The organism is Dyadobacter subterraneus, assembly GCF_015221875.1.
In the GTDB taxonomy this organism is placed as follows: domain Bacteria; phylum Bacteroidota; class Bacteroidia; order Cytophagales; family Spirosomataceae; genus Dyadobacter; species Dyadobacter subterraneus.
The window spans coordinates 5,583,795-5,605,249 of the sequence record NZ_JACYGY010000001.1 but is presented as its reverse complement, the minus strand read 5'-3'; the positions used below and the strand labels follow the sequence as shown (position 1 = coordinate 5,605,249).

At 40.1% G+C, this 21,455-nt stretch carries 18 protein-coding genes and 1 riboswitch; of the genes, 9 read left to right on the top strand and 9 right to left on the bottom strand.

From position 1 onward, the window contains the following. Position 1: 1 nt before the first annotated feature. Positions 2-3,103 carry a SusC/RagA family TonB-linked outer membrane protein gene (locus tag IEE83_RS23465; RefSeq protein WP_194122905.1) on the bottom strand — a complete coding sequence of 1,034 codons (3,102 nt, stop codon included), beginning with the start codon at positions 3,101-3,103 and terminating at the stop codon, positions 2-4. Positions 3,104-3,458: 355 nt separating this feature from the next. Here IEE83_RS23465 and IEE83_RS23460 point away from each other — a divergent pair, with 355 nt between their 5' ends. Continuing rightward, positions 3,459-4,763, top strand: a complete 1,305-nt coding sequence (locus tag IEE83_RS23460; RefSeq protein ID WP_194122904.1) for an amidohydrolase — start codon at positions 3,459-3,461, stop codon at positions 4,761-4,763. A gap of 50 nt (positions 4,764-4,813) precedes the next feature. After that, positions 4,814-5,353 (top strand): hypothetical protein, encoded by a 540-nt coding sequence (locus IEE83_RS23455; RefSeq protein WP_194122903.1) that lies wholly within the window; start codon positions 4,814-4,816, stop codon positions 5,351-5,353. Between the two features lie 181 nt (positions 5,354-5,534). Here the strand turns inward: IEE83_RS23455 and IEE83_RS23450 are convergent, their stop codons facing one another. The 3 genes from IEE83_RS23450 to IEE83_RS23440 form a co-directional block, all read right to left on the bottom strand. Then, entirely contained in the window at positions 5,535-6,335 is an 801-nt protein-coding gene (locus tag IEE83_RS23450; protein ID WP_194122902.1) for an SDR family oxidoreductase, read from the bottom strand. 15 nt (positions 6,336-6,350) lie between these two features. Continuing rightward, positions 6,351-7,286 (bottom strand): S66 peptidase family protein, encoded by a 936-nt coding sequence (locus tag IEE83_RS23445; protein WP_194122901.1) that lies wholly within the window; start codon positions 7,284-7,286, stop codon positions 6,351-6,353. A 76-nt stretch (positions 7,287-7,362) separates the two neighbouring features. After that, positions 7,363-7,689: a DciA family protein gene (locus IEE83_RS23440; protein ID WP_228101945.1), complete on the bottom strand. Its 327-nt coding sequence runs from the start codon at positions 7,687-7,689 to the stop codon at positions 7,363-7,365. Between the two features lie 205 nt (positions 7,690-7,894). Beyond that, positions 7,895-8,004, top strand: a riboswitch (SAM riboswitch). A gap of 186 nt (positions 8,005-8,190) precedes the next feature. Here IEE83_RS23440 and IEE83_RS23435 point away from each other — a divergent pair. The 5 genes from IEE83_RS23435 (at position 8,191) to IEE83_RS23415 (ending at position 13,416) form a co-directional block, all read left to right on the top strand. Continuing rightward, the gene (locus tag IEE83_RS23435; protein ID WP_194122900.1) at positions 8,191-9,495 is read left to right on the top strand and encodes an O-acetylhomoserine aminocarboxypropyltransferase/cysteine synthase family protein; all 1,305 of its coding nucleotides are present in this window, start codon (positions 8,191-8,193) and stop codon (positions 9,493-9,495) included. A gap of 78 nt (positions 9,496-9,573) precedes the next feature. Continuing rightward, the gene (locus IEE83_RS23430; RefSeq protein WP_194123529.1) at positions 9,574-10,626 is read left to right on the top strand and encodes a homoserine O-acetyltransferase family protein; all 1,053 of its coding nucleotides are present in this window, start codon (positions 9,574-9,576) and stop codon (positions 10,624-10,626) included. Positions 10,627-10,810: 184 nt separating this feature from the next. Continuing rightward, positions 10,811-11,602: a M48 family metalloprotease gene (locus tag IEE83_RS23425; protein WP_194122899.1), complete on the top strand. Its 792-nt coding sequence runs from the start codon at positions 10,811-10,813 to the stop codon at positions 11,600-11,602. Positions 11,603-11,658: 56 nt separating this feature from the next. Further along, positions 11,659-12,561 (top strand): helix-turn-helix domain-containing protein, encoded by a 903-nt coding sequence (locus IEE83_RS23420; protein ID WP_194122898.1) that lies wholly within the window; start codon positions 11,659-11,661, stop codon positions 12,559-12,561. A gap of 93 nt (positions 12,562-12,654) precedes the next feature. Continuing rightward, complete coding sequence (locus IEE83_RS23415) at positions 12,655-13,416, top strand: SDR family NAD(P)-dependent oxidoreductase (protein ID WP_194122897.1); 762 nt, start codon at positions 12,655-12,657, stop codon at positions 13,414-13,416. Positions 13,417-13,489: 73 nt separating this feature from the next. Here IEE83_RS23415 and IEE83_RS23410 read toward each other — a convergent pair whose 3' ends face one another. The 5 genes from IEE83_RS23410 to mobA all read right to left on the bottom strand — a co-directional run bounded on the left by IEE83_RS23410 (position 13,490) and on the right by mobA (position 18,794). Then, positions 13,490-14,260: a glycerophosphodiester phosphodiesterase gene (locus IEE83_RS23410; RefSeq protein WP_194122896.1), complete on the bottom strand. Its 771-nt coding sequence runs from the start codon at positions 14,258-14,260 to the stop codon at positions 13,490-13,492. A 359-nt stretch (positions 14,261-14,619) separates the two neighbouring features. After that, on the bottom strand, positions 14,620-16,959 hold the full coding sequence (locus IEE83_RS23405; RefSeq protein ID WP_194122895.1) for an FdhF/YdeP family oxidoreductase: 2,340 nt from the start codon (positions 16,957-16,959) through the stop codon (positions 14,620-14,622). Positions 16,960-16,961: 2 nt separating this feature from the next. Beyond that, complete coding sequence (locus IEE83_RS23400) at positions 16,962-17,330, bottom strand: DUF7009 family protein (protein ID WP_194122894.1); 369 nt, start codon at positions 17,328-17,330, stop codon at positions 16,962-16,964. 18 nt (positions 17,331-17,348) lie between these two features. Beyond that, positions 17,349-18,179 carry a formate dehydrogenase accessory sulfurtransferase FdhD gene (gene fdhD, locus IEE83_RS23395; RefSeq protein ID WP_194122893.1) on the bottom strand — a complete coding sequence of 277 codons (831 nt, stop codon included), beginning with the start codon at positions 18,177-18,179 and terminating at the stop codon, positions 17,349-17,351. Positions 18,180-18,191: 12 nt separating this feature from the next. Then, complete coding sequence (gene mobA / locus IEE83_RS23390) at positions 18,192-18,794, bottom strand: molybdenum cofactor guanylyltransferase (protein ID WP_194122892.1); 603 nt, start codon at positions 18,792-18,794, stop codon at positions 18,192-18,194. 211 nt (positions 18,795-19,005) lie between these two features. Here mobA and IEE83_RS23385 point away from each other — a divergent pair, with 211 nt between their 5' ends. Both IEE83_RS23385 and mnmA read left to right on the top strand, forming a co-directional pair. Then, positions 19,006-20,049, top strand: a complete 1,044-nt coding sequence (locus IEE83_RS23385; RefSeq protein ID WP_194122891.1) for a hypothetical protein — start codon at positions 19,006-19,008, stop codon at positions 20,047-20,049. A gap of 287 nt (positions 20,050-20,336) precedes the next feature. Then, positions 20,337-21,455 carry a tRNA 2-thiouridine(34) synthase MnmA gene (gene mnmA, locus IEE83_RS23380; RefSeq protein WP_194122890.1) on the top strand — a complete coding sequence of 373 codons (1,119 nt, stop codon included), beginning with the start codon at positions 20,337-20,339 and terminating at the stop codon, positions 21,453-21,455.

Sequence of the window (21,455 nt, the reverse complement as noted above, 5' to 3'; positions counted from 1 at the left end):
ATTAGAATCCGATGTTAACGCCGAAAATGTATGACTTGCTGCCCGGGTTGTTGAAGTAGTCAAAGCCCTGAAGGTTTGATCCTGCACCGGTAAGGCTCGTTTCCGGATCCACACCTTTATAATTGGTATTCAGGTACAGATTGCGGCTTGTGAAAGAAACATCCACATAATTGGCATATTTCTTAAACTTGAAGCGGTAGCTCAAACCAACTTCACGCAAGCGGAACCAGTTAACATTTTCTACGAATTGTTCCGCCGCGGCACCACCGTCGCCAACATAACTGCTGAAATAACTTAGAGCTGTGATTTCTTTTGTGTTAGGTTCTCCGCTGGCAGTAACACCCGGAATCACATAAGTTCTTTCACGATCAGCAGATTCTTTGGTCACACCAATACGGTTCAGACGCGCATAGGTTCCGTTCCAGATTGATCCGCCATGTCTTACATCAATAAGTGCGGTTAATGTTATTCCTTTATATGTGAAACTGTTGCGTAAGTTGCTGAGCCATTTTGGATAAGGATTTCCAATATTTCCCTGTGCAGTTTCCTGTAATGGAATTCCATTTGAACCAATAATAAGATCGCCTTTATCATTACGCTGCCATTTTGATCCGTAAAGAACACCAAGCGGTTCTCCCACAATCGCATAACCGCCAATTCCGGTAAAGGCACTTTCAAGACTTAATTCCTGTACGCCTTCTGCCAGTTTCAAAACCTTGCTTACGTTTTTCGACCAGTTTAAACTAATATCCCAGCTGAAATTCGGTGTTTTTATTGCGTTTGCAGAAATCATTACTTCAACACCGCGGTTACGAAGCTGGCCCGAGTTTGTGTATTCTGCTGTAAAACCTGAGGCAGGAGCGGTTGGTCTGTTTAGTAAAATATCCTCGGTTTTCTGGTTATAAACGGTAAGATCAAGATCGAAACGTTGTTTCAAAAATTTCAGGTTCAATCCGATTTCGTTACCAATAACCCGCTCCGGTTTAAGGTTGGTATTCCCAACGATTTGGTTATAATATGAATAACCGTTTACTCCGTTGTAAGGGAAACTCAAACCATTTGTAAATCCGTCTGTAAAAGATGGTTTTCCAAAATAGGTTTGATTTCTGTACGCTGATGGGGAAATACCGGCCTCAGAATATGCATAGCGCAGTTTTCCAAAACTTACGATATCCGAACTAAACAATTCACTAAAAACCCAGGAAACGTTTGCCGATGGGTAAAAGAAATTATTTTTGCTTTTACCAAAAGTTGAAGACCACTCATTTCTTCCGGTCAGGGAAACATAGATCTGGCTCGCATAATCAAAATCCAGCTGTCCGAAAACGGCTGTGGTAAACTTCCGCTGCGTATCATTAGAAGCATAAAGTTCAGAGGCATTTCCAAGATTATAAAAATTCTGCACCGTCAGGTTTCGTCCTCTCTGGAAGTTATCATAGAAATTGGCTGAGGTAACGTTATGTCCAACGGTATAATTAATTCCGAATTTATCAGACGGTTTTACTTCTCCGCGGAAAATCAAATCCCCGTAAATGTCGCGGCTGTTAACGTTATCAAAATTAACCTGACCATAACCTACCGAGTTGTCATCACCATTAGAACTAATCGCATAAATCTGCTGGCGACGATCAGAATAGGAATCAACCCCAAGTTTATAAGTCACATCAAAATATTTGTTGAGGTGATAATTCAGATAAATGTTTCCCAAAACACGGTTGATTTCATCTCTGAACGGGTTTTCATATGCTGAATACAAAGGATTGTCATAAGCTGAGAAATACGTTCGGTTGTAACCGTTATCATATTTATATTGTCTTAGATCAAAAGAAGCCGGTGTCCGCAAAAGACTAAGCATAGTTCCTGCCACGTTACTACCGTTCTGAGATTTGATACCTCCGGAATTGATATAATTCACAGTTCCACCCACTTTGAAATTATCGGTCAGATAACTATCAGCCGTCAAACGAACCGAATTTCTCTTATAATCCGTGTTTGGAATAATACCGTTCTGAGTAAGATTTCCCAAGGACAAACGAAAAGATGATTTATCATTTCCTCCGGAAAGTGTTACGTTGGTGTTATGGGAAACCGCAGTTTTGAAGAAATTCCCCGGATTGTCGTAAGATTTTAACGAAGGATCAGAGGAAATTTTTGGTCCCCAGCTGCTGGCTGTTCCGGCAGAAATATCATCATCTGTACCATGTCTTAAATCCGGACCCGGATCAGCTGTTATATAATTTCCAGATGTTCCCTGTGCATATTCTCTCTGCAAGTCAGGCAGTTTGTTGACTTCCGAAAGTTCAAGACGGTAATTAACAGTAACCCCGATTCCTTTCTGTTTTTTTCCTCTTTTGGTAGTATAAAGGATTGCACCATTTCCAGCACGGGCTCCATACAATGCAGAGGCAGCCGGGCCTTTTAAAATAGTTACCGATTCAATGTCATCCGGATTAATGTCAAGTGCACGGTTTGAGTTATTTACACCGCTCAAATTAGCATTAAAAGGATAATCACCAGCCGAAGATGTAACGGTCTCATTGTTGATGGGAACTCCGTCGACAACGATAAGTGGCTGTTGTTCACCTGTAAAAGTGGCCGGACCACGCAAAACAATTTTACTGGAAGCACCTGGCAAACCAGATGAACCGGTTACGATAACCCCCGCAGTTTTACCTGCAAGACTTTGGACGATATTGGCTTCACCCGATTTTGCAAGCTGGTCACCATTTAAATCTGAAACGGCATATCCCAGCGATCGTTTTTCACGAACTGAACCCAGGGCGGTTACAACAACTTCGCTCAACTGGTTGGGGCCGGCAGCAAGTGTTACGTTAATAACTGACTGGTTTCCAACAACAATCTCTTTAGACGCAAATCCGATAAAGCTGAATATAAGCGTAGCGCCCTGATTTACTTGCAAGCTATAATTACCCTGAACATCGGTTGTCGTACCATTTGTTGATGATTTTACAGCAATATTGACTCCCGGCAGAGTGGAGCCGTCGTCTGCTGTAACCTTTCCGGTTACATTGACTTGCTGGGCATAAAGCTGATTGCTGAGCAGCAGTGTAATACCCAATAGTGATAATAAAAACTTCCTCATACTTTGACGATTAGGACATGTGTTTGGTTGAATATAACTTTTATTACAAAAATAATATTTAGTTTATTTATTGCAACTTATAAGAATGTTTTCTACAAAATAAGATTTGGCTCGTAGATACTAAAAGTAGAATGTGGTTTGGTGTTTCCGAATTCTATTCTGTCTGTGGAAATTGGTAGTGAACGGAATATTTATATTGCTATCTAAAATTCAGTAAAATAAGATCAATTGTTATTAGGAAGCTGCGCGGGCAATGGTTTTTTAGAATCAGATCAGAATGAAAAAATCATAATTTCTGATTACTTTGGTTGAATAAAGAATTATTTCTACCTAATTAATAAACGTCACTCTTATTATGCGCAGGCTTTTACTATTAACCAGCTTAACGGTTGCTGGATTTTCTTCTTTTGCCCAATCTCCGCTTAGTACAAAAATTGATCAGAAAGCAAAAGCGCTTGAACCAAAAGTTATCGAATGGCGTCGTGATTTTCACCAGAATCCTGAATTGGGAAACCGTGAATTCAAAACGGCTGAGAAAATCGCAGCGCATTTGAAAAGTCTGGGAATCGAAGTGCAGACGGGTGTTGGACATACGGGTGTTGTAGGTCTGCTGAAAGGTGGAAAACCTGGTCCGGTTGTTGCCTTACGGGCGGATATGGACGGATTGCCGGTCACAGAAAGAGTAGATGTACCTTTTAAATCCACTGTCACAGCAGATTACAATGGTCAAAAAGTTGGCGTTATGCACGCTTGTGGCCATGATACGCACATTTCCATTTTGATGGGAGTTGCCGAGGTTTTGGCTTCCATGAAAGGTGATTTGAAAGGAACAGTTAAGTTTATTTTCCAGCCAGCCGAAGAAGGTGCACCAGAAGGTGAAGAAGGCGGTGCAAAATTGATGATTAAAGAAGGCGTGCTTGAAAATCCAAAGGTGGACGCGATTTTTGGTCTTCACATTAACTCACAGACAGAAGTTGGTAAAATTGGTTACAAGCCAGGTGCCACAATGGCTGCTGTCGATTTTTTCAGTATTGATGTAAAAGGAAAACAAACGCACGGTGCCTATCCATGGTCGGGTGTGGATCCGATTGTAACTTCTTCACAAATTGTAATGGGTTTACAGACTATCGTAAGTCGCAACCTCGATCTCACCAAAGCGCCGGCGGTTGTAACAATTGGAGCAATCAATGGTGGAATTCGCCAGAATATTATCCCGGAACAAGTAAAAATGATCGGTACGATCAGGACTTTTGACGAAGATATGCACGTGAAAGTTCACAAACGTATTACAGAAATTGCTACAAATATTGCCGAAAGTGCGGGAGCAAAAGCGGATGTTAATATCGGAATTCTTTATCCTGTTACATATAATGATATTCCATTGACAGAAGAAATGGTTGGTACTTTAAAGGATGTAGCAGGCAAGGATAATGTAAAACTGGTTCCGGCTGCTTCGGGAGCAGAAGATTTCTCCTTCTTTCAACAAAAAGTACCTGGATTTTTCTTCTTTTTAGGCGGAATGCCGGTTGGAAAAGATCCGTTGACCGCATCAGCGCATCACACGCCTGATTTCTTTATTGATGATAGTGGCATGTTATTGGGTGTTAGATCTTTGAGTCGCTTGACAGTAGATTACATGGAGAAAAAAGCGAAGAAATAAGTTAATGTCAGACCGAGTTAATATCTTGATTTTGTCCGAAATTCACCGACATGGCTTCCCGATTCCAAAAATTTCGTTTTAGTCTGGAAACTTCTCTAAGTATTCTGGCTGTTGTTTCAAGCTTTTGCGCCATAGGTATTACCTTTTATCAGGTTTATCTGCAAAGAATAGAACATTATGCGGCTGCATTACCTTATCTGATGGTTTCGATTACTAATTTTTCCGAAGATAAAACACCGGAATATACCCTGGAAGTAAGTAATAAAGGTGTCGGACTAGCAAAAATTGAAAAACTGGAAATCTGGTATAAGAAGAAAAAAGTAGAAAATGAAAATGCCCTGATCAGGACATTAATTGCAAAAGATACGACGACTTCACGCGTTTTTTCCAGTTTATGGAAAGGACGCGTGATATCTCCCGGTGAACAATTTAACTGGATCAAGCTTTCCGGCCCCGGAGCCCAATCACTACGGGATGAAATTGATAAAGGAAATGTTGAATTCAGAATATTATTCTCATCTATCTATGACGAGAAATGGTATTTCAATTCCATGGTGGGCAAATCGTTGATAGAAGTAGCCGAGGAATAAATGTTGTCTGGCTTCTATTTGTTTGCATTTTTGAGGCGTCTAAATATTTTTTCTTTACCATTTCTTCTTCCTGATGATTTGGACGTTATTAATTTGTCGTCAAATAATTCCTTCAAACTTCGTTGTGAAAAAAGTTTTTGAAGAAAAAGTCAATTTTTTTCTGATTGTTTACCATTGACTATCACTCAGGAATATTTTTGCGCACTTGGTCAAACAGTAAATTCGGAAGGAATCTTTTTACATAAATCGCCGCAACCTCCTTCAAACCACCAATATAAATTTCTTTCTTATCCTTTTTTACAGCATTCAAAATCTGTCTCGCACATTCTTCCGGGGCAATTCCTTTTTCCTGATTGGCATCCATTTTGCCGAATTTTCCGCCCTTTTCATTGATCGCATTGACGGAAATATTTGTACGGATATAACCAGGGCAAATCGTTGTCACTTTAATATTGTCATTATAAGATTCGGCACGCAAAGAATCGTAAAAACCCTGCAAAGCATGTTTTGAAGCATTATATCCAGATCTCATAATTGTTCCGATTTTTCCGGCCACGCTGCTGATCACGATAAAATGGCCGCTTTGCTGTTTGATCATATATGGCAAAACTGCTTTTGTGATCGCTACCGTGCTGTAAAAATTGACATCCATCAATTTTTTGTAAACATCCAGATCGGTATCTTTTATATAGGAACGCTGGCTGATTCCGGCATTATGAACCATAATATCAATTTTTTGAAATTTGGCAATAATTTCAGCCGCGGCTCCTTCTGCTTTGTCAAATTCTGTAACATCAAAAGGAAGAATCAAAACGGACAAATCTGGTAAACCGGTTGCTATTTTTACGCGTTCAAGTTCTTCTTTTCTTCTTGCCGTTAAAACCAGTTTTGCACCTTCTTTTGCAAATGCCATCGCCAGGGCTTCTCCGATTCCGGCAGATGCACCGGTAATCCAGACAACTTTATTTTGAAATGTATCCATGCTAAAAATTCAGCTTTATATAATGGTAGGAGCGGAGGATAAAAAGTGGAGTTCCACACCTTCTTTGTTAACATCAAGATAAGCATTCATACCAACACCAATGGCACGGTTGTCAGCCACATGCCCGACCGGGAAATTGAACGTTAATGGATAATCGTACTCTGCAACATGTTCATGAATAATCTCATAAGCCGTTTTTCCATAAGGCGGATTCGAATTATCCTTCATATCTGTAAATTGTCCAACGATCAATCCTGCCAGATGACTAAGTTTTCCGGCACGTTTCATCTGGATCATCATCCGGTCCAGATTGTATAAATATTCGTTTAGATCTTCAATAAACAGTATTTTTCCTTCTGTATCAATTTGCGTATTTGAACCGATCAGATGTGCCAGCAAACAAAGATTTCCACCCACAATTTCTGCAACTGCACTGCCATTTCTGTTCAATGGATTTGGCTCAACAGAATAACCGGGAAGTTCACCGAATAGTATGGATCTCAAAGATTCGGCAGCTTTTTCTGCACCTTCCAGAGTGATGGATTTTGCCATGGGCGCGTGAACGCTGGCATAACCTAATTGATATAATTGTGAAAGGATTGCAGTCAGATCGCTAAATCCAACGATCCATTTTGGAGATTTTATAAAATCTGTAAAATCAAGTCTGTCAATGATTCTGGAACAGCCATAACCACCACGAGCCGCGATAATCGCTTTGATGGAGGGATCATCAAGCATGGATTGTAAATCTGCAAGCCTGTTTTCATCAGTTGCAGAATATTGATTATAGGAAGATTTTAAGGTTTTTCCTTCAACAACTTTTAATTTCCATTCGTCCCGAAACAAGTTGATTCCCGGAAGTAAATCTTCGTAGCGAACCGCGCTGGCGGGCGCAACAATACCTATTTTATCGCCTGGTTGTAAAAAAGGGGGAATTTGTATGGTGGGCATATAAATGAGTGCGCAGTTCTGGAATGCAGTTGGTGGTTGATTTTTTCGGAATTGGTATTGAACAGATCAATTTTGATTAGATAAAAATGACATCTTCCACGAGGTTGGATTTCATTTCACGATTGATCAGTTCGATAATTTTAGATTTTGCACGAATAAGTTCGCTTCTCAACGGAGCAGATTCGATTTGAAGAAATAGGATACGGTCTTTGATATAAATACTTTTGGTCCGGGAAGCAATGGCTGATCCCATGATTTTATCCCAATGCGCAACCACATACGACTGATCAAACCGGCTTCTAAGCTTATAACGGTCAATCATCATATCAATCGCCTCTTTAAGCGGAGTAATCCCAGGTTTGCGGGAAGATTTTTCTTTGTCGAAACGATAATGCATTGCCATAAAACTGTACTTTATACAAATATAGAACAAAGCGGGGAAGGCTGGAAGGAGAAAATAAAAGAATGATAAAAAAGAGTAAAAACCCGGTACAAGAGTAAACGTAAGCATACGGTTCATACTAAAATTTGACGGGTATATTTGCTTTTCCCGGCTTCCGGGCTTATTATTGCACCATCAAGTCAATTTGCTTCACTTTTTAGCGATTGATTTATAAAGAAGAGGCGAGAGAATAGGCTCTACGAACCTCTGGCAACCTACTCCTGCGTCGGAGAAAGGTGCTAATTCCTACCTAAGCTGTTTTAGGAGATATAAAATCAAACGCGCATGAACTTAGTAACTATTTCCGCAAGCCGGAGGGCTTTGTCCTCGTATCTGGTTTTGATTAGCAAAAGCTTTTCAACACTATTTTCGTATGCTGTTTTACCACCGGAACGCTGTCGATTTACACTGAATTTTGTATTTCCTAAATATTTGCCGCACAAATAAACCGTACAAACAGTTATGTCAAACACAGCTTATCAATTTGAAACACTTCAGTTACATGCAGGTCAGGAGCCGGATCCGGTAACCAATGCCCGTGCTGTACCGATTTATCAGACAACTTCCTACACTTTCAATAACTCCGAACATGGAGCAAATCTGTTCGCATTGAAAGAATTTGGAAACATCTACACCCGGATCATGAATCCGACCACGGATGTTTTTGAAAAAAGATTGGCTGCACTGGAAGGAGGAGTGGCTGCTTTGGGTGTTGCTTCGGGGCATGCTGCGCAGTTTCTGGCTATTAATAACATTACCACAGTTGGCGATAATTTCGTTTCTACGTCTTTTTTATATGGCGGAAGTTTTAACCAGTTTAAAAATTCCTTCAAGAATATTGGCGTTGAAGCGCGTTTTGCGGATGGAGACGATATTTCAAGTTTTGAAAAATTGATTGACGGTAAAACAAAAGCGATTTATCTGGAAACCATTGGTAACCCAAGTTACAGCATTCCGGATTTTGAAGCTTTTTCTGCCTTGGCAGCAAAATATGATTTGCCAATTATTGTCGATAATACTTTTGGTGCCGCTGGTGCTATTTGTCAGCCGATCAAATGGGGCGCACATATTGTTGTTGAATCCGCCACGAAATGGATTGGCGGTCATGGTACTACGATGGGCGGAGTAATTGTTGATGCCGGTACTTTTGATTGGGGGAATGGAAAATATCCACAATTTACGGAGCCATCGCCAAGTTATCACGGATTGGTACTGAATGATGTTTTTGGTAAAAATGGACCGTTCGGAAATATTCAATTTATCATTCGTGCAAGGGTAGAAGGTCTTCGTGACTGGGGCCCATCACAAAGTCCGTTTAATTCCTTTTTATTATTACAAGGTTTAGAAACGCTGACACTTCGCGTGGAACGTGCGAGTGAAAACGCCTTGGCTCTGGCAACCTGGCTGGAAGCGCATCCAGATGTAGAATTTGTAAATTATCCTGGCTTGGCTAGCAATAAATACAAAGCCTTGGCTGAGAAATATCTTAGCCGTGGAGCAGGATCTGTGCTTTCTTTCAAACTGAAAGCAGGAAAAGAAGCAGCGGATACTTTTGTGAATTCAGTAAAACTGACAAGCCATTTGGCTAACGTTGGTGATTCCAAAACGCTGATCATTCACCCGGCAAGTACAACGCACTCACAACTTTCAGAAACGGAACAGGAGCAGGCGGGTGTTGCACCGGGATTGTTGCGGTTATCGGTTGGGATTGAACATATTAATGATATAAAAGCAGATCTTCAGCAGGCTTTTGAAGCTGCGAAGTAATAACACTTGGTCAGGAAGTTGGATTCAACTTTCTGACTTTTAATAGTTTTAGTAATTAAACTTAGTGCTTTGGCACGTATGCAAGCGGAACACAAGATTTTTAGATATCCCTACGCCTATCCTTTGGAATTGGGACGTGAACTACCAGGTTTTGAATTATCGTACTCGACTTACGGTACCAGAAATCCGGAGGATGATAATATTGTCTGGATTTGTCATGCTTTAACCGGCAATTCTGATGCCGCCGAATGGTGGGATGGTTTGGTGGGTGACGGCAAATACATCAATTCAGAAAAGGATTTTATCATTTGTGTCAATGTTCTCGGCTCTGCTTATGGTTCAACCGGACCGTTGTCGATCAATCCAAAAACACAGAAACCGTATTTTCGGGATTTCCCGACGATTACGGTTAAGGATGTAGTAGGGACACTGGAAATCCTTCGTCAGGAGCTTAACATACAAAAAATTAAACTCTGTATCGGAGGGTCATTAGGCGGACAGCAGGCGTTGGAATGGTCTGTTGAAGCTCCGGATCTTTTTGAAGAGTTGATATTAATTGCGTCAAATGCCTTGCATTCGCCCTGGGGGGTGGCTTTCAATGAATCGCAGAGAATGGCGATTGAAGCAGACCAGAGTTGGAAGGAAGATCACGAAGATTCCGGAAAAATGGGCATGCGTGCAGCACGTTCGATGGCTTTGCTTTCTTACCGGAATTACGATACATACAATTTTACCCAGGCCCGCGATAATCCTGATCAGATCGATGATTTCCGCGCATCATCTTATCAGCAATATCAGGGAGACAAGTTTGTGAAAAGGTTTAATGCCTATTCTTACTGGACGCTTTCAAAAATTATGGACTCCCATAATGTGGGAAGAAACCGTGGAGGAATTGTGCATGCACTTGGTTTGGTTAAAGCGAAAACACTTGTTTTAGGTATAAAATCAGATTTACTTTTTCCAATTTCCGAACAGCAGTTTCTGGCCCGTCATATTCCTGACGCAGTATTCCAGGAAATTGATTCCCTGTACGGTCACGATGGATTTTTGATCGAATACAAACAATTAACGCAGGTAATCCGCGCGTGGCGTGAAACCAACGGGCAATTACAAACTGCAAAAATTGGTTAATTTTTCCGCTACATGTATTCAAAATCCTGTGTACAAACACAGGATTTTTGATTTTTTCCACATCAAATTGCCGTAGGTAAGACCGACATTGTAGCCGTAGATTTCAATCCACGGGAAATGAATCGATTTTATCCAAATCTGATTTTGAATCAATCAATCAATCAAATTTTTAAAGTTAACCAGGATGACAATCAGTCGAAACCAGAAAGTCACACTAGGGTTTGTCCTGATTATCGTAATCTTCCTTTTTTCGTTTTTCCATTTATTTAGAAAAACACAGATAAATCCGATAACCGGAAAAAAGCAGCGTATCAGTATGACGATTCAGCAAGAAATTGAATTAGGTCTGCAATGTGCACCGGATATCGCAGCGAAATATGGCGGACTTCATCCTGATACTGAAATTCAAAACAGAATAAAAAATATCGGTCAAAAGCTTGTTGCAGTTCAGCAGATAAGCAAATCTCCTTATCAGTTTGACTTTCATGTTTTGGCTGATTCTCAAACAAGTAATACCATTTCTTTTCCTGGCGGACAGATTTTTATCACAAATGGATTGCTCAAATTACTCCAAACAGATGATAAAATCGCCGTTGTATTAAGTCATGAAATCGGGCACGTAATCAACAGGCATACCACTGAAAAGTTATCCGGATTTGATATTTTGGAATCATTTAAAGATTCGTCCAGTGTCACCTTGGAATATACTCCCTCGGAAATCTCCAACTACATTTCAGATATTTTGAAACTGACTTTTGACGCGACAGAAGAGGAAGAGGCTGATGATCTCAGTATTAAATATCTGGTTAATGCCGGATACAATCCAAATTCATTATCCAAAGTTTTAATGGTATTGAAAGAAAAGTCTGATGAAACGGATTTCTTAAACAGACATCCCATATCCGAAAGCAGGATTGATCATGTGAAAATAACCGTTCGGAAATACAGCAAATCGAATCAAGTATCCGACCAATAATTCCAAAGTTTCAAACTTCTTTTTTATTACAGATTTGAATTTCGTAATTTTGAGTCATGCCAGAACTTACGAATTTACAGGATTTTTATAAAGAAGCATCTTTACTGATTCCGGAACGGATACAGAAAGAAATTGGCCATTTCAACGTGTTCAGGACCGAAGAGATTTTTGGTGCGAAGCAGACAAAAATGCCTTACAACCGGAGAGCTTATTACAAGATAAGTTTGATTATTGGAAGAAATCGTGCAGAATATGCGGATAAAGTAATTGAAATTGAAAAGAATGCACTGCTCTTTGCTACACCTCAAATACCATACAACTACCATTCATTAGACGATAACCAGACTGGAATTTTCTGTATTTTTTCAGAAGATTTTTTTGTTCAGAGTAATACAGGGATTGTAATTCCGGATATGCCGGTTTTCCAGCCGGGAGGAAATCCAATCTTTTTCCTTACGGATGAACAGCTTGATGAAGTGAAATTGATTTTCAATAAGATGCTGCGAGAATTGGAATCGGATTATGCTTATAAGTACGATTTGATCCGGAATTACGTAATGGAATTAATTCATACCGGACAAAAATTACAACCCGTTTCAGCCCTCAATACAGAAACAAATGCGGTTCGCCGCGTTTCTTCTTTATTTATGGAATTACTGGAAAGGCAGTTTCCTGTTGAGCCGCCAAATCAGAAATTGAGACTAAGATCAGCAAAAGATTATGCAGATCAATTATCAATTCACGTGAATTATCTGAATAAAGTTTTAAAAGAAATGACCGGCAAAACGACTACCGGGCTCATTTTGGAAAGAATTATTCAGGAAGCGAAAATTCTGCTTAAACATACCGACTGGAATATTTCTGAAATTGCGTACAGTCTGGGATTTGAGGAGCCTGCACATTTTAATAATCTGTTTAAAAAACATACCAGTCTTACGCCAAAATCTTTCAGAGCCTAGATTTGAATTTTGTAATTCCTGATTTGAAATCTGCAAGGTAGGACAGGTTGAGGTATAATACCTTTGTTCTATCAAAATATAAAAATCATAAAGATGGAATCGACAAATAAAATTGCTCTTGTAACAGGCGGAAGCCGTGGATTAGGAAAAAATATGGCGCTAAGTCTGGCGCAAAAAGGTAGCGACGTGATTATCGTTTACCGCACCAATGAAATTGAAGCAAACGAAGTAGTTTCTGAAATTGAAAAATTAGGAAGAGCTGCGGCAGCAGTTCAGCTGGATGTGGCAGATACAAAAGCTTTTAAAGGATTTTTTGAAACGGTGTCATCGATACTAAAAGAAAAATGGGGACGTGAAACTTTCGATTTTCTTATCAATAATGCGGGAATTGACCGGTCGTCTGCCTTTGCCGACACAACGGAAGAAGATTTCGACGAGTTGATCAATGTTCATTTCAAAGGTGTTTATTTCCTTACACAAAAAGCATTGCCATTACTAGCTGACGGTGGTAGAATAGTAAATTTATCAAGCGGCTTGGCAAGATTTGCTACACCAGGTTACGCTGCTTATGGTTCAATCAAAGGTGCCATTGAAGTTTTTACCCGTTATCTGGCAAAGGAATTGGGTCATCGTGGCATTACTGCGAACGTAGTTGCACCGGGTATTATTCGTACGGATTTCACAAAACGTGCTTTTTCTCACGAAGGACTGGAAGCATATATGAATTCTCTTACCGCACTTGGAAGGGTTGGTGAGCCGGAAGATATCGGCGGTGTTGTAGCATTCCTTTGCTCGAAAGAAGCAGGTTGGATTAATGCACAACGTATCGAAGCGTCAGGTGGAATGAATTTGTAATTTATTTCAACCCGAATATAAAAAGAGCAGCGACACCAATTGGTAGCGCTGCTCTCTTTTTAATATTTATCTTTTATTTCAGCAATTCAAATAATTGCTCAGGTTCATTTGTGGTAATGAAATCAACTTTTTTGTCAATAAACCACTGCATTGTAGATTTATCATTAACTGTCCAGGCGTTGGTTGTTAACTTTTCCTTGTGCATTTCGTCAATATAATTCTCGTTCTTTTTGTAAACCGAATAGTGGTAATCAATTCCTGAAAGTCCGGCTGCCAAAATTTCTGCTGGTGTTTTATCTCCGTTCAGATATTCCACATGTGCCTTTGGAGCCAGTTGTTTCACTTTCAAACAAACATCAAAATCGAAAGCGATGTAATCTGTAATTTTTTCAACTTTCAACTTTTTCACCATTTCAACACATTTCGTAGCCAAAGCCAACGAACGTTCTTTGTTGATAGAAGAGGTTTTTATTTCCAGAATTAACCGCGTGTTTTTCTGTTTTCCTCCTGTTTTCAGATAAGCTTCAAGCGTTGGCAATGTTTCGCCATTGGCCAATTTTATTTTTGACAATTCCTCAGAAGTTGCCTTTTCAATGTCCATTCCCTGAATGGTATGATCATGGTTAACAAAAAGTACAGAGTCCGTCGACATATGCACATCAAATTCACTTCCATAGCAACCCAACTTAATTGCGTGTTCCAAAGCGGCAATTGAATTTTCTGTTGCACCTGTATTTTTCCAGGCCCCACGATGGGCAATTACTTTTATTTTATTTTGAGACATACCTTCAATCGAGATCAGGCAAAATAGCGAAACGGCAAATGCCAGAATATTTTTTTTCATTTTAATAGATTTTAACTTTTAATACAAGACTTCCTGCTGCGATTTCTACCAATGTAGCTCTGGTAAGCAGCCGCGAAAGTAATGGATTTTAAGAATGGGTGTGTTAGGTATGTGTTAAGAAATGGCTTTTTGAGTATGGGGGAATGCAATGGCTAAAGCCCAGGGGCACCTGTCGGACTGCGATACCCAAGGTTTCAACCTTGGGTTAGTTTTCTACGCCGGAAAAGGAATGGCTAAAGCCCAAGGTAACTTGGCGAACTCCGGTACCCAAGGTTGAAATCTTGGGTTAGTTTTTGGGCCGTGAGAATACTAACCCAAGGCTTCAGCCTTGGGTGGAACAGGCGACAGTATTTCCGGCTTTAGCCATGAGCTACTGACAGTTCAGATATCTTTTCTTCGTGCTTTTTTACTTTTAAAATCACCTGCTTAGAAGTAGGCGTATTACTTTTATCCGCCACACTACTCACCGGAACCAGCACATTGGTTTCAGGGAAATAAGTAGCCGAACAACCTTCCGGAATCGGATATTTGACAACAATGAATTTATTAGCAACCCGTTCTATCCCATCATGATTATTGACCAGATCGACAACATCGCCATCTTTCAATCCACGATTAATGATATCACTTTCATTCATCAAAATAACCCGGCGTTCATTGTAAATTCCCCGATAACGGTCATTTAATCCGTAAATGGTCGTGTTAAATTGGTCATGACTTCGGATCGTCATCATCATCAGATCATCTTTTTCCATCGGAAGGGTAGTTACCGGAGCGATATTGAAATGTGCTTTTTTAGTAGGAGTATCAAACGTGCCTTCACGATTACAGTTTGGTAAATAAAAACCTCCCGGAATTCTAACGCGCTCATTATATTTTTCAAATCCCGGAATTGTTTTTTCAATTGCATCCCGGACCGTATCATAATGTTTTTCAAATTCATCCCAGTTCACCGTACTGGTATTACCAAACATTGCTTTCGCAAGCCGGCAAACAATTACAGGCTCACTCAGCAAATCATCAGAAATAGGTTTTAAAATTCCTTTTGAAGACTGAATTACGCCCATCGAATTCTCACAAGAAACAAATTGTTTTTCGCCGTTAACCGTATCAATATCACTTCGTCCCAAACATGGCAAAATGATCGCCTCTTCGCCATGAACCAAATGACTGCGGTTCAACTTTGTCGAAACATGAACGGTTAAACTGCATTTTCTTAGCGCCTCTGCGGTAAAAGTCGTATCTGGCGTGGCGGAAATAAAGTTTCCACCCATGCCAAAAAATATTTTGGCTTTACCAGCGTGCATGGCTTTGATACTGTTCACCACATCGAGACCATATTCTTTCGGAGGTACAAATCCGAAATTTTCCTCTATTTTTTTTAATAATGCGTCGGTAGGTTTTTCGAAAATCCCCATCGTCCGGTCGCCCTGCACATTGCTGTGCCCGCGTACGGGACACGTTCCTGCACCGGGTTTTCCAATGCTGCCTTTAAGCAAAAGCAAGTTGACAACTTCTTTAATCGTATCAACAGCATTTTTATGCTGCGTCAACCCCATTGCCCAGCAGACAATTATCTTCGATTTATGTTTTAAAATTTCAACCGTTTCCTTAATCTGAGCAAGAGAAATTCCGCATGTTTTAATTAACTCATCAAGATTTTGTTCTTTGATATGCTGTTTAAAATCCTCAACGCCTATTGTATTTTTTTCAATAAAATCGAGATCCAAAACTGAGCCTGGATTTTTTTCGTCTTCTTCAATCAACAACATCTGAATTGCTTTCAGCAAAGCCATATCTCCGTTGATCTTAATATGCAGAAATAAGTCGGTCAGTTTGGTGTCGATGTCCAAAACACCCTTAACCGTTTGTGGATTGCTAAAACCCATCAATCCTGTTTCCGGTAATGGATTAGCAGAAATTATTTTTGCTCCATTCTGCTTTCCTTTCTGTAAAGCAGACAGCATCCTCGGATGATTTGTGCCCGGATTTTGACCGAGAATAATGATTACTTCCGCTTCATATAAATCAGACAATTTCACTGATCCTTTTCCGATCCCCAACGATTCTCCCAAGGCAACACCACTGCTTTCATGGCACATATTACTGCAATCGGGCAGGTTGTTTGTGCCAAATTCCCTTACAAAAAGTTGGTATAAAAAAGCAGCCTCGTTGCTTGTACGGCCGGAGGTATAGAATATTGCTTCATTCGGAGTGTCCAGATTTTTCAAAGATCTGGCAATTTTACCAAAAGCATCATCCCAGGTTATGGGCTGATAATATGTGGCACCTTTTGGCAAAAACATAGGCTGCGCAACCCTCCCTTTACTTCCAATTTCATAATCAGATAATTTTGCCAAGTCTGGAACCGAATTTTCTGCAAAGAAAGAAGGGGTTAACTTTTTGGCTGTCGCTTCTTCTGCTACGGCTCTTGCACCGTTTTCGCAATACTCTGCAATCGGTGAGCGCTCATCGTCAGGATCTGGCCAGGCACAGCTTGGACAATCGAAACCGCCTTTTTTATTAAGACTCCAGAGTGCCTTCATTCCTCTGCTTAAACCAGCTTCGCCAACCACTTTTTCCATACTGGAAACGACCGCCGGAATGCCGGCAGCGATGGTTTTGATCTTGCCGCGTTTCAATCCCGTAAATTCTTCCGGATTTTCTGCGTCTGGTATTAACGAATTATCTGAGTCCATGGTTAGCAGGTTTTATTAGGATTTTCAAAGTTGTCCGATTGATCTTCGGTCACATTATCCAGACATTTGAAGTCCTTTTCAAGCAAAAGATATAAGCTTTCATTTTCGCCGATCGGCATATTCGCATCAAAGCCGACTACATTATTTTCCGGCCAGTCAGCTAACAAATTCTCAGGTACAAACATCGTTATATTGTCATCATTATAGGAAGCAGTAAGTTCTGAGATTCCTGTCTTCTTCTGTAAACAATAACCAAAAGCATTTTTTCCGAACGATGTTTTTTCTTCAATATAACCAACGGTACACAACTTATCAACTTCTGATTTTGATAGCCGTATCCGTATTGAATTTCCCTGAATTCTTATTTTCATAATTTTATTTTCTTTGAATCAGAACGTTATCCTCTGACTTCCTGAATAAATATTAAACCGTTCTTTACCCAGAAAACCAATCAGCGTAATACCAAAATCTTCTGCCAGCTGCAATGCCAGACTTGATGGAGCGCCAATCGCAGCCACGATTTTGATTCCTGCCATACTGGCTTTTTGAATAAGCTCGAAACTTGCCCTTCCGCTAAGCAGTAAAATCGTATTGGATAACGGTAATTGATCAGATAAAAAAGAGGCGCCGATCACTTTATCCAGCGCATTATGTCTGCCGACATCTTCACGTAACAATTGGAAATTTCCCTGCAAATCAAAAAGCGCCGAAGCATGTAAACCGCCGGTATTTTGAAACACTTCCTGTTCTTTTCTTAAAGCTTGTTGCAGCGTGTAAAACAAATTTGCAGGAACCAGAATATTATCTTCTTTTTGTTGAAAATGAGAAACCGTTTTAATCGCGTCAATACTTGATTTTCCACAAACGCCGCAGCTGGATGTAGTATAGAAATTCCGTTCAGATGTCTGGAGTTTTGGCGTCACATTTTCAGCCAAAGTCACGCTTACTTTATTTTCATCAAACAAATCGGTTTTTGCATTTTCAACCTGATTTGTGTTGTTGATAATACCTTCCGTAAATAAAAAACCAACTGCGAGTTCCTCATCATTTCCCGGCGTACGCATCGTCACAGAAATGCTTTTTTTAGTTTGACTGCCATCCAGATTATACTTTACCTGAATTTCCAAAGGCTCTTCCACCGCGAGCTGATCATCGGCTTCGGTCATCCCGTTGACAGCAACTTTTATGATTTTGATATGTTTGACCGAATCTCTTAACATGAATTGTATAACTCAAAAGTGGCTTTTACGGATAATCGTTTCTTTCGCAATCTGACAATCTTCGGGCGTATCAACACTCACCAGATTTTTCGGTCGCATTGTCTGGTATTTTCCAGCTTCATTTTCTCTTAAAAAACGCTGCAATGAAAATTCCTCATTTCCATACATACGTTGAATTTCGTTTTTGGATTTATGCGAATACCAGGCCAGCAAAGGTTCATATACATTCTCTTCGTGGTTATAAAAAGCAGAGGCAATTTCTTCCGGTTTGACCGACTTCGCAAATTCCTTTAAATCCTTGGTTGTCAGATAAGGATAATCACAACCCACAACCAGGAAATTATGGTCCGGGTAATAATTAAAGGCTGTCAGCAAAGCAGCCATCGGCCCTATTTTTTCGTATTGAGGCAAATCCGGAAGCGTTTTATAAGGTTCTGTAATACTTTCCTTTTGACTGCTGTTACAGGAAATGAAAACTTTGTCGCAGATCCATTCGAGCATTTCGTATACATAATATCGCTGCGGTTTCCCGTGGTAGTCGATCAAACTTTTGTCAGTCCCCATGCGCGTGCTTTGTCCGCCGCAAATGACAAGTCCATACAATTCCTTTTTCATCAAAGATTCTGAATTAAAGCAGGAGTGAATCAATTGTTGTAAAATGCACTTTTTTTAAGTCAATATAACGTTACAATCTGGCTTATGTGATTTGGGTTGAACCTTATCTTTCAATTTAAAACTTAACTTTATATTTTAACAGATAATCGCACAGATAAGATTCTGATTTCTAGCAGTTTTTACCAGAATTAAATTTTTATTAAATATACCTATGGAGAATGCGGATGTAAAAATTTCAAAGAAAAAGCCAATTTATCCGGTGAGTGTCGAGTTAAGAAAATATCTACGTTCTTACCAGCGTGAGGCCCGGCTTCCTGTTGGCTACAACGACTTGCTGAATTTTTACGAATCTTTTCCTGTGATTGATAAAAATGGCAAAGATACACTTTGGCAAAGTCCGCTTTATCCGCCGCATGATATTGAGCGTTTGCATAATGGTTTAAAAAGAGCCTATGCCATGTTAAAAGCTTCCGGAAATCTGCGCATTGTTGAACATAAGTATATTGATAAAATCGAATACTGCACTTTCGGAAATTCGAATCCTTTCCGGATCAAGATTGTGAACCGGCTTAACGATATCTACGATTATTTTTATGTAAAAAAGGCAGATGCATCCCGGATTTACGGTCTAGAACTGGAAGAAATTTTTTCTCCAAACCAGGTTAATTATCTGGTCGACGGAAATTCTCTGATTGAAGAACATATCGCAGGAATTCCGGGTGATGTTTTTTTGAAAACGCGTTTGGAACATACGGATTACAACCCAAAAAGGATAGCCAAAGAATTCGTTAAGTTTAACGAGCGTTGCATGATTACGCTTTTGGGCGATATGCGCGCCTATAATTTCGTCATGCAGATCACACCGGATTTTGACGATTACCAGTTCCGTCTTCGCGCCATCGATTTTGATCAGCAGTTTTATGAGGGGAATTTGAAAGTTTACATGCCGCAGTATTTTAAGGAAAATCTGCCTTATGTAAAGCTGGCGATGGAGCATTTGACAGATAAAACCGTTTTACAATATCAGCAGGAGGAACAATCGTCAATTGTGCATCAGGTCAGAAGTGAACGTCACAGACTCGCGGCATTACGAGATGTTTCCAAAAAAGACAATATTTCAACGTCCGAAAAAATACTGGAATTAAGAGCCGGCCTGGCTCAATTCCATAACAATCCAGACTATTATCGTTGTTTAACAATGACAGATATTATTGAGTTGAATGTGAAAAATGTAATCAGACAAGTACGACTTTAATGGTTAATAATGGCTTATTCGAAGTTGTGGCACAAAATATCTTCCAGGTTTCACCCTTTGACAGAGCGCAAGTTCTGGCTTAAAATCAATCCAAAGCAGACGCATTAACAACTAATCATTGACAATTAAGCTTCGGGCCATGCCAAAGCAAACGGCATTAACCCCTAACAATTAATCATTAACCATTAAAATACCTATCTTTGCGGAACCAATAAGATAATGTTCTCTGTTGGCATTTTTCAAACTAATCAAAATCGGAAGGCGTTCAACCTTCGCAGATTCCCGCAATGAGTAAACACGGACGAATTTTAGTCGCCATGAGCGGCGGCATTGACAGCTCCTTGGCAGCAGTCATGTTACATGAACAAGGTTACGAGGTCATCGGTATGACCATGAAAACCTGGGACTACGCAAGCAGCGGAGGTACCAAAAAAGAGACCGGTTGCTGCTCTCTGGATTCTATCAATGACGCAAGAAGTATCGCCGTCGAACTAGGATTTCCACATTATATATTAGATATCCGCGCTGAATTCGGGGATTATGTAATCGACCATTTCACAGGAGAATATCTGGAAGGGCGCACCCCAAATCCATGTGTTTTGTGCAATACGCATATTAAATGGGACGCACTTTTAAAACGTGCGGATCGTCTGGATTGTGAATTTATCGCAACCGGACATTATGCAAATATGCAGTTTAATGATGGCCGCCATTATGTTTCCAAAGGAATCGATAGCTGGAAAGATCAGAGTTATGTGCTTTGGGGCGTTTCTCAGGAAAGTCTGAGTCGTACAAAATTGCCGCTTGGATATTTGCACAAAAGCGAAATCCGTGAAATGGCTCGTGAAAGAGGTTTTATTGATCTGGTCAATAAGGCTGAAAGTTATGAAATCTGTTTCGTGCCGGATAACGATTATCGTGGATTTTTGAAACGCAGAATTCCGGGTTTGGAAGCGGAAGTAGCAGGAGGAAATTTTGTGTATGAAGACGGAACAGTTGTTGGAAAACATGAAGGTTATCCATTTTATACGGTTGGTCAACGCAAAGGATTAGGAATTGCCTTAGGCAGACCTGTTTTTGTGACCGAAGTGAGAAAAGATACAAATGAAGTTGTACTGGGCGATTTACCTGATTTGTTCCGTGATGGAATGTATGTCAGTAAATTAAATTGGCAAAAATATGATGGCATTACCAAACCATTGGAAACTGTAACAAAAGTTCGTTACAAACATGATGGAACGCCTGCATTGTTAATTCCTGATGAACCGGGAAAAATTAAAGTACATTTCCATGATGGCGTCAATGGTATCGCGCCAGGACAAGCTGCCGTTTTTTATGAAGGAGATGACGTAGTAGGAGGTGGCTGGATCATGAAGAATTTCCGCCAGGATAAGGAATTGTTTTAG

Coding starts and splice junctions, on each gene's coding strand:
- IEE83_RS23465 (WP_194122905.1), bottom strand. CDS start 3,103: ATGAGGAAGTTTTTATTATCACTATTGGGTATTACACTGCTGCTCAGC.
- IEE83_RS23460 (WP_194122904.1), top strand. CDS start 3,459: ATGCGCAGGCTTTTACTATTAACCAGCTTAACGGTTGCTGGATTTTCT.
- IEE83_RS23455 (WP_194122903.1), top strand. CDS start 4,814: ATGGCTTCCCGATTCCAAAAATTTCGTTTTAGTCTGGAAACTTCTCTA.
- IEE83_RS23450 (WP_194122902.1), bottom strand. CDS start 6,335: ATGGATACATTTCAAAATAAAGTTGTCTGGATTACCGGTGCATCTGCC.
- IEE83_RS23445 (WP_194122901.1), bottom strand. CDS start 7,286: ATGCCCACCATACAAATTCCCCCTTTTTTACAACCAGGCGATAAAATA.
- IEE83_RS23440 (WP_228101945.1), bottom strand. CDS start 7,689: ATGGCAATGCATTATCGTTTCGACAAAGAAAAATCTTCCCGCAAACCT.
- IEE83_RS23435 (WP_194122900.1), top strand. CDS start 8,191: ATGTCAAACACAGCTTATCAATTTGAAACACTTCAGTTACATGCAGGT.
- IEE83_RS23430 (WP_194123529.1), top strand. CDS start 9,574: ATGCAAGCGGAACACAAGATTTTTAGATATCCCTACGCCTATCCTTTG.
- IEE83_RS23425 (WP_194122899.1), top strand. CDS start 10,811: ATGACAATCAGTCGAAACCAGAAAGTCACACTAGGGTTTGTCCTGATT.
- IEE83_RS23420 (WP_194122898.1), top strand. CDS start 11,659: ATGCCAGAACTTACGAATTTACAGGATTTTTATAAAGAAGCATCTTTA.
- IEE83_RS23415 (WP_194122897.1), top strand. CDS start 12,655: ATGGAATCGACAAATAAAATTGCTCTTGTAACAGGCGGAAGCCGTGGA.
- IEE83_RS23410 (WP_194122896.1), bottom strand. CDS start 14,260: ATGAAAAAAAATATTCTGGCATTTGCCGTTTCGCTATTTTGCCTGATC.
- IEE83_RS23405 (WP_194122895.1), bottom strand. CDS start 16,959: ATGGACTCAGATAATTCGTTAATACCAGACGCAGAAAATCCGGAAGAA.
- IEE83_RS23400 (WP_194122894.1), bottom strand. CDS start 17,330: ATGAAAATAAGAATTCAGGGAAATTCAATACGGATACGGCTATCAAAA.
- fdhD (WP_194122893.1), bottom strand. CDS start 18,179: ATGTTAAGAGATTCGGTCAAACATATCAAAATCATAAAAGTTGCTGTC.
- mobA (WP_194122892.1), bottom strand. CDS start 18,794: ATGAAAAAGGAATTGTATGGACTTGTCATTTGCGGCGGACAAAGCACG.
- IEE83_RS23385 (WP_194122891.1), top strand. CDS start 19,006: ATGGAGAATGCGGATGTAAAAATTTCAAAGAAAAAGCCAATTTATCCG.
- mnmA (WP_194122890.1), top strand. CDS start 20,337: ATGAGTAAACACGGACGAATTTTAGTCGCCATGAGCGGCGGCATTGAC.